General features: G+C 60.7%; 15 protein-coding genes. 12 read left to right on the top strand and 3 right to left on the bottom strand.

Going from position 1 to position 14,725, the window contains the following annotated elements; genetic code table 11:
• Nucleotides 1-5: 5 nt before the first annotated feature.
• On the bottom strand, nt 6-953 hold the full coding sequence (locus PSH91_RS15085) for a DMT family transporter (protein ID WP_076384298.1): 948 nt from the start codon (nt 951-953) through the stop codon (nt 6-8).
• Nucleotides 954-1,027: 74 nt separating this feature from the next.
• Here PSH91_RS15085 and PSH91_RS15080 point away from each other — a divergent pair, with 74 nt between their 5' ends.
• A complete protein-coding gene (locus tag PSH91_RS15080; protein ID WP_047225642.1) occupies nt 1,028-1,882 on the top strand; it encodes a LysR family transcriptional regulator in 855 nt (284 codons plus the stop codon).
• Between the two features lie 32 nt (nt 1,883-1,914).
• Here PSH91_RS15080 and PSH91_RS15075 read toward each other — a convergent pair whose 3' ends face one another.
• A complete protein-coding gene (locus PSH91_RS15075) occupies nt 1,915-3,630 on the bottom strand; it encodes an amidase (RefSeq protein ID WP_047225868.1) in 1,716 nt (571 codons plus the stop codon).
• 266 nt (nt 3,631-3,896) lie between these two features.
• Here PSH91_RS15075 and nhaA point away from each other — a divergent pair, with 266 nt between their 5' ends.
• Nucleotides 3,897-5,090, top strand: a complete 1,194-nt coding sequence (gene nhaA, locus PSH91_RS15070) for a Na+/H+ antiporter NhaA (RefSeq protein ID WP_047225643.1) — start codon at nt 3,897-3,899, stop codon at nt 5,088-5,090.
• Between the two features lie 94 nt (nt 5,091-5,184).
• Here the strand turns inward: nhaA and arsB are convergent, their stop codons facing one another.
• Nucleotides 5,185-6,270: an ACR3 family arsenite efflux transporter gene (gene arsB / locus PSH91_RS15065; protein WP_047225644.1), complete on the bottom strand. Its 1,086-nt coding sequence runs from the start codon at nt 6,268-6,270 to the stop codon at nt 5,185-5,187.
• Between the two features lie 234 nt (nt 6,271-6,504).
• On the opposite strand from arsB, the gene PSH91_RS15060 reads away from it, so the two are divergent.
• The 10 genes from PSH91_RS15060 to PSH91_RS15015 all read left to right on the top strand — a co-directional run bounded on the left by PSH91_RS15060 (nt 6,505) and on the right by PSH91_RS15015 (nt 14,718).
• The gene (locus PSH91_RS15060) at nt 6,505-6,918 is read left to right on the top strand and encodes an arsenate reductase ArsC (RefSeq protein ID WP_047225645.1); all 414 of its coding nucleotides are present in this window, start codon (nt 6,505-6,507) and stop codon (nt 6,916-6,918) included.
• 8 nt (nt 6,919-6,926) lie between these two features.
• Nucleotides 6,927-7,298: a metalloregulator ArsR/SmtB family transcription factor gene (locus tag PSH91_RS15055; protein ID WP_047225646.1), complete on the top strand. Its 372-nt coding sequence runs from the start codon at nt 6,927-6,929 to the stop codon at nt 7,296-7,298.
• A gap of 65 nt (nt 7,299-7,363) precedes the next feature.
• On the top strand, nt 7,364-8,080 hold the full coding sequence (gene arsH / locus PSH91_RS15050; RefSeq protein WP_047225647.1) for an arsenical resistance protein ArsH: 717 nt from the start codon (nt 7,364-7,366) through the stop codon (nt 8,078-8,080).
• Between the two features lie 68 nt (nt 8,081-8,148).
• Nucleotides 8,149-9,153: an ArsJ-associated glyceraldehyde-3-phosphate dehydrogenase gene (locus PSH91_RS15045; RefSeq protein ID WP_076384302.1), complete on the top strand. Its 1,005-nt coding sequence runs from the start codon at nt 8,149-8,151 to the stop codon at nt 9,151-9,153.
• 9 nt (nt 9,154-9,162) lie between these two features.
• Entirely contained in the window at nt 9,163-10,392 is a 1,230-nt protein-coding gene (gene arsJ, locus PSH91_RS15040) for an organoarsenical effux MFS transporter ArsJ (RefSeq protein ID WP_305466045.1), read from the top strand.
• Between the two features lie 69 nt (nt 10,393-10,461).
• Complete coding sequence (locus tag PSH91_RS15035; protein WP_047225650.1) at nt 10,462-11,139, top strand: thermostable hemolysin; 678 nt, start codon at nt 10,462-10,464, stop codon at nt 11,137-11,139.
• Entirely contained in the window at nt 11,129-12,610 is a 1,482-nt protein-coding gene (locus tag PSH91_RS15030) for an AMP-binding protein (RefSeq protein WP_274090151.1), read from the top strand. The genes PSH91_RS15035 and PSH91_RS15030 overlap by 11 nt, the downstream gene beginning before the upstream one ends.
• The gene (locus tag PSH91_RS15025) at nt 12,607-13,281 is read left to right on the top strand and encodes a TenA family transcriptional regulator (protein ID WP_047225652.1); all 675 of its coding nucleotides are present in this window, start codon (nt 12,607-12,609) and stop codon (nt 13,279-13,281) included. The genes PSH91_RS15030 and PSH91_RS15025 overlap by 4 nt, the downstream gene beginning before the upstream one ends.
• Entirely contained in the window at nt 13,268-14,077 is an 810-nt protein-coding gene (locus PSH91_RS15020) for an SDR family oxidoreductase (RefSeq protein ID WP_047225653.1), read from the top strand. Before PSH91_RS15025 ends, PSH91_RS15020 begins: the two co-directional genes overlap by 14 nt.
• Nucleotides 14,074-14,718 (top strand): tetratricopeptide repeat protein, encoded by a 645-nt coding sequence (locus PSH91_RS15015; RefSeq protein WP_076384310.1) that lies wholly within the window; start codon nt 14,074-14,076, stop codon nt 14,716-14,718. Before PSH91_RS15020 ends, PSH91_RS15015 begins: the two co-directional genes overlap by 4 nt.
• Nucleotides 14,719-14,725: the final 7 nt, after the last annotated feature.

Genomic DNA, 14,725 nt, shown 5'->3' with positions numbered 1-14,725 from the left:
CAGGGCTACTGAGCTGTGTCGGCCACTGGCTGCCGAGCTTCGGTGCGCACCACCATCCAGATGCCGATCCCGGACACCGCCATGCCCGACACCATTTGCCAGGAAAGAGGTTCGTTGAACATCGCCCAGGCCCACAGCATCGTAACGGGGGGGCTGAGGTACAGGACGCTGGCGACCCGGGTGGCTGACGCGCGGCGCAGGCACAGCCAGTAGAGCCCATATCCGCCAATCGTAGACAAGCCCGCGGTCCACAGGACACTCAAGATAAAACCTGTGCTGGGTATCGGTGCGAGGCTGCCCTGTAAGCCCTCGACCAAAGCGAAGGCAAAGCCCGAAACACAGCATTGCAGCCATAGGTTGGGGAGTAGGCCCAAGGACTGCGATGGCGGGAGGTGCTTTTGCCACAATGTCGCGACGGCGAGTGAAAGCATGCCAAGCAGCGGCAGCGCATAAGCCCATAAGGGCGCATCGCCCCAGGCCAGCGCGCCATGTGTCACCAGCGCGGCCCCGATCAGGCCGATGACCAGGCCGGCCCAAACCGGCCAGGCCAGTCGCTGTCCCAGGACGCCCGCGGCCAATAAAGCCAGGCCCATGGGCAGAAGGTCGGCGAACAGGGCAGCGAGCCCGGCCGGTACGCCCAAGGCAATGCCTTGGGTAATACCCGCCAGATACCCCGCCATGGCCAGCAAACCGATGCCGGCGTTTTTCAGCAGCACGGCAGCCGAGGTTCGCCTCAAGTTCCTGGCGACAAACGGGAACAGAACGAGCGTGACCAGCACGCAGCGCCAGAACACGACCAGTAACGGCGGCGCGTAATCAAGCGAGAAGCGCGCGCCGATGAAGCCTGAACTCCAGCTCAACACCAGCGCCGCCTCGAGTAAGAACAGAGGTATCGCCTGGTGCCATTGAGGTTTGGAGAGAGCAGGGCATGAGATCGATCGGTATGCATTCATGCCCACAGGCTACGAAAGCAGGCTAATCTAATAAATCAAAATATAGTGCAGCAGTCATTCACAAAGGTTGAATTATGCCGGCCATACTCGATATCGAACTGATACGGACTTTTCATGCGGTGGCGCGCATCGGCAAATTCAGTGCGGCGGCGGAGCAACTGCACAAAAGCCCGGCAGCGGTGAGCGTGCACATCCAGCGGCTGGAAGCGGTCGCCGGTGGACGATTGCTCAACCGTGACAATCAGGCGGTTTCCCTGACCGCACTGGGCAAGCGTTTGCTCCTGTCTACCACCGAGTTGCTCAGTACCCACGACCGGGTCTTGGCCGATCTGCATGGCACCCGTCTGGCGGGGCGTATCACCTTGGGCGTGCCGGATGAATATGCGGACCATGTCATCCGCGACATCCTTCCGACATTCGCAGCCGCCTGGCCGAACGTGGTACTGGAGCTCAGGACGGCGCCAAGCTACGCGCTACGTGATCAGGTTCAACGTGAAAAACTCCAGGCTGCGATGATTGCCCGGCCGAAGGAGCTGCCGGACACAGAGTCGCTGCGGTTAACCTCCACGACACCTGTTTGGGTCGGCCCGATCAATAGCGTGATTGCCTCGACGCAGCCGCTGCCACTGGCCGTGCATGCGGCGCAGTGCCCTTATCGACAAGCCATGGTGGAAGCGCTGAAGCAATGCGCTCGCAAGTCGCGCATTGTCCTGGAAAGCCCCTCCACCCAGGCCGTCAAGGCGTGTGTGGAGGCCGGCTTGGCGATCAGTCTGATAGACCGGGCCCGGGTGACGGACAAGATGCAGATCCTCGATGATCTGCCCCGGGTGCCGGAGCACGAGGTGGTGTTCATTCGAGCGCAGGCGTCCCATGCCGATGAGGCGGTGAACCTGCTCTCCCGAGCCATGCAGCAATATTTTCGGCTTTGATGAAAGGGGCGGGGCAATCCCGCCCACCAGGTTTATTTTTTACTGCCCGACAACGGCGGCGTACGCGGTGGGACCACCCGTTTGGAGCCCAGCGACTCAAACGCCGAAGCCAGGCGCAACAGGGTCGAATCGTCATAGGCACGTCCGGCAAACGTCAGCCCTACAGGCATGCCAATGTCCGCCATCACGCCCATCGGCACAGTAACGGTGGGCACGCCCAGGTGCCGGATGGCCAGGTTGCCATTGGCGACCCAGACCCCGTTGCTCCAGGCGATATCGGCGGACGCCGGGTTGATATCTGCATCTGCGGGGCCAACGTCGGCGACTGTCGGGAATATCACCGCATCGAGCCCAAGCCGGTCCATCCAGTCTTCAAGATCGATTCGACGTGTCTGTTCAAGGCCCCGCAGTCCGTCCGCCAGGGTGGGGATCTGGTCCCACGGCGTAATGCCGCGCTCGGCCATCCTGACGTATTCATCCATGCCAGCGGCCAGGTCGTCCTCACGGTTGGGCAGGGTGCCCGGGTCATGGGGGAATATCAGTGGTCCGTCAACATCGGCCAGGCGATTGAGTTTCGGATCACCGTTGGCCCGCAGAAAGTCATCGAACGCCCAGGCCGACAGGTCCCACAACTCATGGTGCAGGAACTCCTTGGACACCAGGCCCCGAGTGAATACGGTCGGCGCGCCCGGACGATCACCTTCGCAGTTGGACACCAGCGGGAAATCGACCTCAATCACTTGCGCGCCACAGGCTTGGAGCGCCTTGCGGGCGTCTTCCCACAGGGCCATGACCGAGGCACGGGTGTTGATTCGCTGCCCCGTCGGCCCGCCAATGCCGGGAGCCTCAGCCGTGCCCGCTTCGGGATCGGCGTTGATGTACATGCGCGGAACTCCGAAGCGGACCCCAGCGAGTGCTTCCTTATGGGCGGCAAGGCCCGGGTATGAGGCGGGGCGAACCGAGTCGACAGGCGGGAGGGGCACCCAGGGTTGCATGCGCCACAGATCGCCCCGGGTATCAGGATCGTCCGCCACCACGACGTCGAGCACTTCGAGAAGATCCGCCATCGTCCTGGCATAGGGCACGACGACGTCCATTGTTGGCGTCAACGGCCAGTTGCCGCGTACCGAAATCACCCCGCGCGAAGGTGTATAGGCACACAATCCGTTGTTCGAGGCCGGGCCCCGGCCGCTCGACCAGGTTTCTTCGGCAAGGCCGAATGCAGCGAAACTGGCTGCCGTTGCAGTGCCTGCACCGTTCGAGGAGCCCGATGCGAAAGGGGCGGTGAGGTAGTCCGCGTTATAGGGGCTTTCAGCCCGGCCATAGACACCGCGCTGCATGCCGCCATTGGCCATGGGCGGCATGTTGGTCTTGCCCAGGCAGATCGCCCCGGCGGCGCGAAGCCGTTCGATGGTGAACGCATCACGATAAGCGATCAGGTTCGCGAACGCCGGACTGCCAGAAGCCGCCGTCAGCCCCTTCACCAGATAACTGTCCTTGGCGGTATAGGGAATGCCATCGAGCGGACCGAGGGTTTGTCCCTTGGCCCGACGGGCATCGGACGCCTGTGCTTCTTCCAGGGCATCGGGGTTTCGCACGACCACAGCGTTGAGGGCGGTGGACGTGTCGGCGCCGTCATAGGCATCGATCCTGGCAAGGTAGGCCTGGACGAGTTCGACCGCGGTCGTCTGACCGGACTGGAGCGCTGCGCGCAGTTGTGCGATGGAGACTTCGGTAATTTCGATCATGCTGTTACCGTTGCGGCTGACTGGGGGTGTGACGCGCGGGGCCATTCAAACTGGGTCTTGGGCACTTCAGACATCTCAAAGTGGGTTCTCATGTCGGTTGCATGCACTTTACTACGGGATAACCGCCAGAGGGCCTAATTAGAAAACCGCCCACACTCGGGCAGTACCTTTTGTATAGAATACGGCCCAAGGGTGTCACCGCAAAACGCGGCAGGGCAGGTTTAATCAAGCGCAGGTCGGGCCGCCAGCGCGGAGTCGCTGTGCCTATGAGCCCGGAACCGTTGCGCCTGAATAATAAAAGTGAGTCACCTTCCGCCATGGCTTTCCTCTCCCGTTTTTTCGCCGCTGAATCCGCTGGCGGCCTGATCCTGATGGCTTCCGCCCTGGCCGCGCTGATCGTAGCCAATTCGCCCTGGTCAGAAGTGTACTTCTCCACGCTGCACATCAAAGCCCTGGGGCTTTCGGTGGGGCACTGGATCAATGATGGCCTGATGGCTCTGTTCTTTTTACTGGTCGGCCTTGAGATCAAGCGTGAAATGCTTGAAGGCCAGTTGTCGAGTTGGGGCCAACGAGCCCTTCCGGGATTTGCGGCGCTGGGCGGTATGCTGCTGCCGGGCTTGATCTACGTGGCGATCAACTGGGGTAATGCACAGACTTTGAGCGGCTGGGCGATTCCCACCGCAACTGACATCGCGTTTGCTTTGGGGGTGTTGTCGCTGCTGGGCAAGCGTGTGCCCATCTCCTTGAAAATCTTTCTCTCCGCGCTGGCGATTCTGGATGACCTTGGGGCCGTCCTCATCATCGCGATCTTCTACACCAGCGATTTGTCGACGAACATGCTGCTGGCGTCCCTGGGCGTTACGGCACTGCTGGTGGTACTCAACCGTTGCGGCGTCAAGCGGCTGTTTCCCTATGTGATAGCCGGTGCACTGCTCTGGTACTTCATGCTGCAATCGGGCATCCATGCGACCTTGGCCGGGGTCATTCTTGCCCTGTGTATCCCCCTTGGAGACTCCAACGAAGGCGGGTGGTCGCCACTGCTCTACCTCGAAGAAAAGATGCATCCATGGGTGGCTTTTGCGGTCGTGCCCATCTTCGGCTTCGCCAATGCCGGCGTGTCCCTGGCCGGTATTTCGCCGAATAATCTGCTTGATCCGGTACCGATGGGCGTGGCGATGGGGCTGTTGCTGGGCAAACAGCTTGGGGTGTTCGGGTTGGCGGCGCTGGCCATTCGTTTCGGCTTGGCCAAACTGCCTGAGGGGGCCAGATGGTCGCAGATGTACGGCGTGGCGCTGTTGTGCGGGATCGGATTCACCATGAGCCTGTTCATCGGTGCGCTGGCATTTCCCAATGCGCCGCATCTGGTCGATGAGGTCAAAGTCGGTGTGCTGCTGGGCTCGACCCTGTCGGCCATCATCGGCGTCATGTTGCTGATGAAAGTAGGTCCCAAGAAAAACTGATGTGAGACGCGGCAGGGGCATTGTCCATGCCGCGTTATCCAGTTCATCTCGCCTGGGTTAACCACAGTATTTCTCGTTCGCAGCGATGCTGTGGTCATGGCGAGGCGGTTGGCGTCATCCCTACGCCTTCTTTCGGGAACCAGGCCTGGGTCCGGTTGGCAAAAGCCACCAGCGACAGCATCACCGGCACTTCCACCAGCACCCCGACCACGGTGACCAGGGCCGCCCCGGAGTTAAGGCCGAACAAACCAATTGCCACCGCCACCGCCAGCTCGAAGAAATTCGAGGTGCCGATCAGGGCGCAGGGTGCTGCCACGTTAAAGGGTACTTTCCATAGCCGCGCCGCCGCGTAAGCAATGGCAAAAATGCCGTAGGACTGGATCAGCAAGGGCACGGCAATCAAAGCAATCAGCAGTGGTTTATCCAGAATGATCTGCCCCTGAAACCCGAAAAGCAGCACCACGGTGCCGAGCAGGCCGAGTATCGACAGGGGTTTGACCCGAGCGTTGAAGCGCGTGACCGCATACTCGGCCTCGCCGGCGTTTTGCGCCGAGGCACTGAGCTTCAGCCGGGTGAGTACCCCGGCAATCAGCGGGATCAACACATACAGCCCGACCGAAAGGATCAGGGTTGCCCAAGGCACCTCAATGTCAGTCACGCCGAGCAACAGCGCCACCAGCGGCGCGAAGGCGAAGATCATGATCACGTCATTCAGCGCCACCTGCGCCAGGGTGTAGGTGGCGTCGCCGCGTGTCAGCTGCGACCAGACGAACACCATGGCAGTACACGGCGCGGCACCGAGCAGGATCAGACCGGCGATGTACTGGCCGGCATCGCGAGGATCGATCAGGTCGATAAAGAAATAATGAAAGAACAACACCCCCAGCCCGGCCATGGTGAACGGTTTGATCAACCAGTTGACCACCAGGGTGATGATCAGCCCCTTGGGCCGTTCGTGAATGCGCTTGAGGCTGGAGAAGTCCACCGACACCATCATCGGATAGACCATCAGCCAGATCAGTACCGCGACAATGAAATTGACCGAACCGTATTCATAATCGGCCATGGTCTGGAACAGCCGTGGGAACAGACTGCCCAGACCAATGCCGGCGGCGATACAGAGGGCGACCCACACTGACAGGTAGCGCTCGAAAAAGCCGATGGGCTGGCGGGTGCTCATACTCAAACCTCTTCTTTGTACGTCTGCGCGCACAGGTTCCGGATGCAGAGCGTATATGGAAAAAAACATATATTTCTGAACTGAGCGCGATCCTGTTCAGAGAATACCCCCCAGAGGATTCTATCTCGTTCTGATTGTAGACGGCGCGTGGCAGGGAAAATAAACGGCGGGGGCTTTACCTTATATTCGGATAATCATATATTCGGTTTTCCGTATATTGGATGAGGCTTCATCATGACTGGCAAAGCCCGCGTTCTCTTCGTCTGCACCGCCAACGCTGCTCGTTCCCAGTTAGCCCAAGCGCTGCTCAGGCACACGGATTCGGAACATTTCGAGGCGTTCAGCGCCGGCACGGTTCCGACCGCGGTCGACCCGCGCACCTTCGAGGTCTTGTCGCACCTTGGAATCAGTACTGACGGGTTACGCAGCAAGTCGATTGATGAGTTTCAGGGAGAGCGTTTCGATTACGTGATTACCCTGTGCGATAAAGCAACTGCGCAGTGCCAGTCGCTCCCCGATGCTGGCGAGGCCTTGACCTGGAGCTTTGAAGATCCGGTCACCAGCACCAAGCCCGACGCGTTCCGTCACACGCTTCACGAAATTCATGAGCGCATCAAGATGTTTGTCTTGGTGAAAACCAAACACTGAGAACTGAAATGGCTGACCATCTGACCCCGACCACTGTCTTCAAATGCCTGGCCGACGACAATCGGGTGCGCATGATGCTGCTGATCACCCGAGAGGGGGAGTTGTGCGTCTGCGAGCTGACCTGTGCGTTGAACGAGAGTCAGCCCAAAGTCTCCAGGCACTTGGCGCAGTTGCGCACCTGCGGTTTGCTCTCGGACCGTCGGCAAGGTCAATGGGTTTACTACCGCCTGCACCCCAATCTTCCTGACTGGGTGCTGCAGGTACTGACCGTGGTACTCGAAACCAACAAGCACTGGTTAAGCCCCGATGCCAAGCGTCTGGAAGCAATGGGGGACCGTCCTGAACGGGTCGCCATTTGTTGTGAGAGCAAAATTGCCTGACGAGCTCCGGTAGGCCATGCCGCTGGTTCGATGATTCCCAAAGCGCCGTCGCGCAGGAAAAGACTATGTTTGATGACTCTATTCCCCAACTCGAAACCGAACTGGCCGATCTTCCGTCGACAGACAAACTCGGTATCGAAACGACTTCCAGCCACAAACCACGCATTTTGCTGCTGTACGGATCGACGCGCGAGCGTTCCTTCAGTCGCCTGCTGGTAGAGGAGGCCGCTCGGTTGTTGGAGCACTTCGGCGCCGAGGCGCGGATTTTCAATCCGTCGGGTCTGCCGCTGCCGGATGACGCGCCGGTCGATCATCCCCGGGTCCAGGAACTGCGCGAGCTGATGCAGTGGTCCGAAGGCCAGGTCTGGTGCTCGCCGGAACGCCACGGGTCCATGAGCGCGGTGTTCAAGGCGCAGATTGATTGGGTGCCGCTGGCGATGGGCGCGGTACGCCCGACCCAGGGCAAAACCCTCGCTGTCATGCAGGTATGCGGTGGCTCGCAGTCATTCAACGTGGTCAATCAGCTGCGGGTGCTGGGACGCTGGATGCGCATGTTCACCATTCCCAACCAATCTTCCGTGCCGAAGGCCTATATGGAGTTTGACGACAGCGGCCGGATGAAGCCTTCGCCGTTCTATGACCGCGTGGTGGATGTGATGGAGGAATTGGTGAAGTTCACGCTGCTGCTTCGCGACCGCCAGGATTACCTGGTCGACCGTTATTCCGAGCGCAAGGAGTCGGCGCAAGAATTGATGAATCGAGTCAATCAGCGCTCCATCTGAGTCAAGCCCAACGCCTGGTTCGACCGGCAGTCGAACTCCATAGACACCAGCCACAGGAGCACAACAACATGACGATCAAAGTGGGTATCAACGGTTTTGGACGTATTGGTCGCCTGGCATTGCGGGCCGCCTGGCATTGGCCGGAGTTCGACTTCGTGCAGATCAACGACCCGGCGGGTGACGCCGCGACCCATGCGCATCTGTTGAACTTCGATTCGGTGCATGGTCGCTGGAATGCAGAGGCTGGCTCCGAGGGCGACAACATCGTCATCGATGGCAAGCGCATCAAGGTCACGGCCAATAAAGCGATTGCCGACACCGATTGGTCGGGCTGCGATCTGGTGATCGAAGCCAGCGGAAAAATGAAGACGGTTGCCGTGCTTCAGGGTTATCTCGACCAGGGTGTGAAGCGCGTGGTGGTCAGCGCCCCGGTGAAGGAAAAAGGTGCATTGAACGTCGTCATGGGCGTCAATCATCAGCTGTTCAAGCCCGACGACCATGCCATCGTCACCGCCGCTTCATGCACCACCAACTGCCTGGCGCCGGTGGTGAAAGTCATCCACGAGAAGCTCGGCATACGCCACGGTTCGATCACCACCATTCACGACCTGACCAACACCCAGAGCATCCTCGATCAACCCCACAAGGACCTGCGCCGTGCGCGGGCTTCGGGCATGAGTCTGATTCCCACCAGCACCGGCTCGGCCACCGCCATCGCGGAAATCTTCCCGGAGCTGCGCGGGCGCCTCAATGGTCACGCCGTGCGCGTGCCACTGGCCAACGCTTCGCTGACCGATTGCGTCTTCGAAGTCGAGCGAGCCACTACCGTCGAAGAAGTGAATCAGTTCCTCAAGGACGCTTCCGAGAACGAACTCAAAGACATCCTCGGTTTTGAAGAGCGCCCATTGGTGTCCATCGATTACCGAACCGACCCGCGCTCGTCGATCATTGATGCGCTGTCGACCATGGTCATCAATGGCACCCAGGTCAAACTCTACGCCTGGTACGACAATGAATGGGGCTATGCCAACCGCACCGTGGAACTGGCCCGGATGGTCGGCCGGACAGTCTGAGGAACGGTCATGAAAGCGTTGTCAGCCCTCGCTCCGCAAGTGCGGCAGTACCTGCTCGTCACCGGCAATTACTGGGCCTTCACCCTCACCGATGGCGCCTTGCGCATGTTGGTGGTGCTGCATTTTCATGCGTTGGGCTACAGCCCGCTGCAAATCGCCGCGCTGTTTTTGTTCTACGAAATCTTCGGCGTGATCACCAACCTGGTGGGCGGCTACCTCGGTGCCCGGCTTGGCCTGAACCGAACCATGAATATCGGCCTGGGGATGCAGGTCGTGGCGCTGTTGATGCTGACAGTTCCTTTGGTCTGGTTGACCATCCCCTGGGTGATGGGTGCCCAGGCGCTGTCCGGGATCGCCAAAGACCTGAACAAGATGAGCGCGAAAAGCTCGATCAAGCTGCTGGTTCCCGATGGTCAGCAGGGGCAATTGTACAAGTGGGTGGCGATTCTCACCGGCTCCAAGAATGCCCTCAAGGGCGTTGGTTTCTTCCTGGGGGGCGCCTTGCTGGCCCTCATCGGCTTCAAAGGTGCGCTGCTGGCGATGGCCGGCGTACTGGCGTTGATCTGGATCGCCAGCCTGATCCTGTTGAAAAAGGATCTGGGTAAAGCGAAAGCCAAGCCCAGGTTTCGCGACATCCTCTCCAAGAGCCGCGCGATCAACATTTTGTCGGCGGCACGGATGTTCTTGTTCGGTGCCCGCGACGTCTGGTTCGTGGTGGCCCTGCCGGTTTACCTGAGCAGTGTTTTCGGTTGGGACTTCTGGAAAGTCGGCGGTTTCCTCGCGGCTTGGGTGATCGGCTACGGCATCGTGCAGTCTTTTGCGCCCAACATCACTGGCAAGAAACGTGGGCACGTGCCGGATGGTCGCGCGGCGTGTCTGTGGGCAATGGCATTGGCGGGTCTGCCCGCGGCCATTGCGCTAGGACTCGACAGCGGGTTGGCACCACAGACGGTGCTGCTGGGTGGGCTCATGGTCTTTGGAGCGCTGTTCGCGGTGAACTCTTCGTTGCACAGCTACTTGATCGTGTCCTGCGCCAAGGAAGACGGCGTATCGCTGGATGTGGGTTTTTACTACATGTCCAACGCCATGGGACGGCTGATCGGAACGGTGCTTTCTGGCTGGGTTTATCAAGTGTACGGGCTGCAGGCGTGCTTATGGATATCCAGCGCCTTCGTGCTGCTCGCCGCTTTGATTTCCATTGGCTTGCCTCGTCACGCCACTCCGGCGGTCGATCTTTAACCACCTTCAGACTTCGTTAAGAAACGGCCTCGATACTTTCTCCCCATACCCAAGGGAGAACGTTGACCCATGCCCGATTCTGACTGGAACATCCATCTACCGCTGGCTTTCGGCAATGCCGGCCAGCCGGTTCGCCACTTGCACCGGGCTATGCCGGGAGAGCCCCGCCGGGATGAGTTCGAAGCCTTCATCCACCGGCGTTTCCATCAGGCGCACGGCGCAGAGATTCGTCACTTCATGCCCGAACTGTTCGGGCTCGATGATGCTGACGGCAGGCTTTGCGCCGTGGCAGGCGTGCGTCTGGCCGCCCAGGGACCGCTGTTTCTCGAGCATTATCTGGACGATCCCATCGAGCCTTTGATCAAGGCCGATGCAGACTGCGCAGTGGATCGCGCCGGCATTGTCGAAGTTGGCAATCTGGCCGCCAGCGACACCGGCAGCGCTCGCCTGAGCATTATCGCGATCACCTATCTGTTGGCGATGGGCGGGCTGGAGTGGGTGGCGTTCACCGGCAATATCGGCCTGGTCAACAGTTTCCATCGCCTTGGCCTCAAGCCCGTGACCCTGTGTCCGGCCGACCCGCAGCGCCTGGGGGAAGACCGTCACCTCTGGGGCCGCTACTACGAGAGTCAGCCATGGGTTCATGTCGGCAACATCCGCGCCGGCTTCGTTCATCTGCGCGATGCCGGTCTGTTCGATCGCCTGGGTTTTTCACAGACCTACGGGGAGGCGTGCCATGTTGCCTGAAGTGGAGCGCTTCAAACTCACCCTGCGTGAGCATGCCCAACGCAAGGGCTACGCCGTGGCGCTGTGGGGCGATAACTTGCGGCTGGACTACGCCACGCTTTACTCCGAAGTGGTGTACCGCCAACAACGCTTGCGCGATGAACACATAAAGGTTGTTGCTCTGGCCCTGGATAATGGTGTCGAAGCCATGCTTTGGGACCTGGCGGTTTTGTTCGAAGGTCTGGCCTGCGTCATCCTGCCGGTTTTTTTCAGTCCGGCTCAACGCTTGCATTGCCTGGAGCAGAGCCAGGCGCAGCGGGTGATTGCCGAGCCGGGACTGGCCGCCGAACTCCAGGCCGCCGGTTACCACTACAGCGGCGAGTTCTGGCACAAAGATTACCCCGGACCGAGCCGCTTGCCGACGGGCACCGCCAAGCTGACCTTTACCTCGGGCACCACCGGCACGCCAAAAGGTGTCTGCCTGAGTGCCGACAGCCTGCTGCGGGTCGCCCGTGAGCTGGAACAGGCCAGCCGGCCGGTCAACCCAAGGCATCACCTGGCGCTGCTGCCCCTGGCGGTGCTTCTGGAAAACCTCGGGTGCTACGCGGCGCTGTATGCCGGGGCGATGCTCAGCCTGCCTGGCCAGAAAACCCTCGGCATCCAGGGCGCCAGTGGCGTCGACCCGGCGCGCCTGTTGGCGTGCCTGACCGAGCGCCGGGCGCAGAGTCTGATCCTGGTTCCACAATTGTTGCTGATGCTGGTCACGGCTGCCGAGCAGAAAGCGTTCTACCCACACGCTTTGCGGTTCGCCGCCGTGGGCGGTGCGCGGGTATCCCATGATCTTCTGCAACGAGCCCAGCGTGCTGGCGTGCCGGTATTTGAAGGCTACGGGCTGTCGGAATGCGCTTCGGTGGTGTGCCTCAACCGCCCACAGGCCAACCGCGCCGGCAGTGTCGGTCAGCCGTTGCCCCATGTGCAGGTTCGTCTGGCCGAAGACGGCGAGGTCATGATCAAGGGCTCGACCTTGCTCGGATACCTGGGGGAGCCTCCGCCGCCCGCCGACTGGTGGCCCAGCGGCGACCTGGGGGAGTTCGACGCCGACGGGTTCCTTTACCTGCGCGGGCGCAAGAAGCACCAATTCGTCACCAGCTTCGGTCGCAACGTTAACCCTGAATGGGTCGAAGCCGAACTTACCCAAGGCGGCACCATCAGTCAGGCCTTCGTCTATGGCGAAGCCTTGCCGCACAACCACGCATTGCTGTGGCCCACCCGCGCTGACTGCTCTGATCAAGCGCTGGAGCTGGCGGTGAGCAAGGCCAACGAGGCGTTGCCCGATTACGCGCAGGTCCATCGCTGGACGCGACTGGCGCACCCCTTCACCGCAGCCAACGGCCTGCTCACCGCCAACGGCCGACCGCGCCGTGAAGCGATTGTCGAGCATTACCGCGGGTTGTTCAGCGAATCCATTCTGTCCGAGGAATATCCGTCATGAGTTTTTTCGACACCTTGCAAGAAGCCACCCATCAGGAACGTCAGACGCTGTTTAATCTGCCGATTATCCGTGACGCCCTCGACGGCCAGGTCAGCCTGGCCAGTTACCGGGCGTTTCTGATCCAGGCCTACTACCACGTGCGCCACACCGTACCGTTGATGATGGCTTGCGGTGCACGCCTGCCAGCGCACCTGGAATGGCTGCGCAAGGCCGTGTGCGAGTACATCGACGAGGAATACGGTCATGAGCAATGGGTGCTGGATGACATCGCCGTGTGTGGAGGCGACAAGGATGCGGTGCGTGATGGTCAGCCGTCGCTGCCTATCGAGTTGATGGTCAGTTACCTGTATGACTTGATCGCCCGGGGCAATCCGGTGGGGCTGTTCGGCATGGTCAATGTGCTCGAGGGCACCAGCATCGCTCTGGCGACCCACGCTGCCGACGCCATTCGTGAACACCTGGAACTGCCGCCCACCGCTTTCAGCTACCTCAGCTCCCACGGGTCGCTGGATATCGAGCACATGCAGACCTATCGCGGCCTGATGAACAAGTTGGAGGATCCGGCCGACCAGGCGGCGGTGATCCACGCCTCCAAAGTGGTGTACACGCTCTACACCGAGATGTTCCGGGGCCTGCCCCGTGACGAGGGGGACCAGCATGCGCCTGTGTGACGCCCGGATCGTCTTGACCGGTGCCAGTGGCGGAATTGGCCTGGCCATCGCCCAGGCCCTATGCGCCAGTGGCGCTCGGGTGTTGGCCGTAGCCAGGCATCGCGAAGCGCTGGAACCCTTGATCGAACGCTACCCGCAGCAGTTGTACTGGGTTGGCGCAGACCTGACTGTGCCAGGTGATCGGCGCAAGGTGCTGGCCGCCGCCGAGGCCTTGGGCGGCATCAACCTGCTGATCAATGCCGCCGGTGTTAACCACTTTGCCATGCTCGAACAACTCGAGGACAGTGAGATCGACGCCATGCTGGCGTTGAACATCAGCGCGCCGATCTGTTTGAGCAAACTGTTGCTGCCACTGCTTAAACAGGCCGCCAGCGCCATGGTGGTCAATGTCGGCTCGACCTACGGCTCGATCGGCTACCCAGGCTACGCCAGTTACTGCGCCAGCAAGTTCGCCCTGCGCGGATTCTCCGAAGCACTGCGCCGGGAGTTGGCGGACACCCGGGTCGGCGTGCTCTACGTGGCGCCCCGGGCTACACGTACGTCGATGAACAGCCCAGCGGCCCAAGCCCTCAACCAGGCGCTCAAGGCCAACGTCGATGATCCGCACGCGGTGGCCTCGGCGGTCATACATGCCATTACCGGCGACCGTCGCGAGCTGTATCTGGGCTGGCCCGAGCGTTTTTTCGTCGGTCTCAACAGCCTGCTGCCCAACCTGGTGGACCGTGGCCTGCGCAAGCAACTGCCACTGGTTCGCCGTCTGAGCCATAAACCTGAGAACGAGCACCTCAAACCATGAAAAAAATTCTGATCTGTTTACTGTTCGGCGCCCTGGCTCAAAGCGCCTGGGCCTTGGATGACGCCGACCAGCAGCGTCTCACAGGCATCCAGCAAAGCTGGGCGCATATTCAATATGAGTTGCCTGAGGGGCAGCGTGCCGATGCCTTTGAAAAACTCGCCGCCCAGGCTTCGGCGTTCAAGCAGCAACGCCAGTCAGTGGCCGAGGCCTGGATCTGGTCGGGCATTGTCAAAAGCAGTTGGGCAGGGGCCGCAGGCGGGATCGGTGCGCTGGGCAAGGTCAAGGACGCCAAGGCTGATCTGGAACAGGCCCTGGCCCTGGATCCCAAAGCCTTGCAAGGCTCGGCCTACACCAGCCTCGGCGCACTCTATGATCGGGTTCCCGGCTGGCCCTTGGGGTTTGGCGACTCGGACAAGGCCGAGCAACTGCTCCAGCAGGCGCTGCAACTGAACCCAAACGGCATTGACAGTCTGTACTTCTGGGGCGATCACCTCTACCGTCAGAAACGCTACGCTGAAGCCCGGGTTGCCCTGCAAAAAGCCTTGCAGGCAGCGCCACGGCCCGGTCGGGAAACCGCTGACGCGGGGCGCCGCAAGGAAATCGAAGCGTTGCTGGTGGATGTGAACAAAAAACTTGGCTGAGAGGAGT

The sequence above is a fragment of the Pseudomonas sp. FP1154 genome, assembly GCF_030687245.1.
Classification (GTDB): domain Bacteria; phylum Pseudomonadota; class Gammaproteobacteria; order Pseudomonadales; family Pseudomonadaceae; genus Aquipseudomonas; species Aquipseudomonas rhizophila.
Note: the sequence above shows the minus strand (reverse complement) of the source record. Positions and strands in the feature narration are given on the sequence as shown.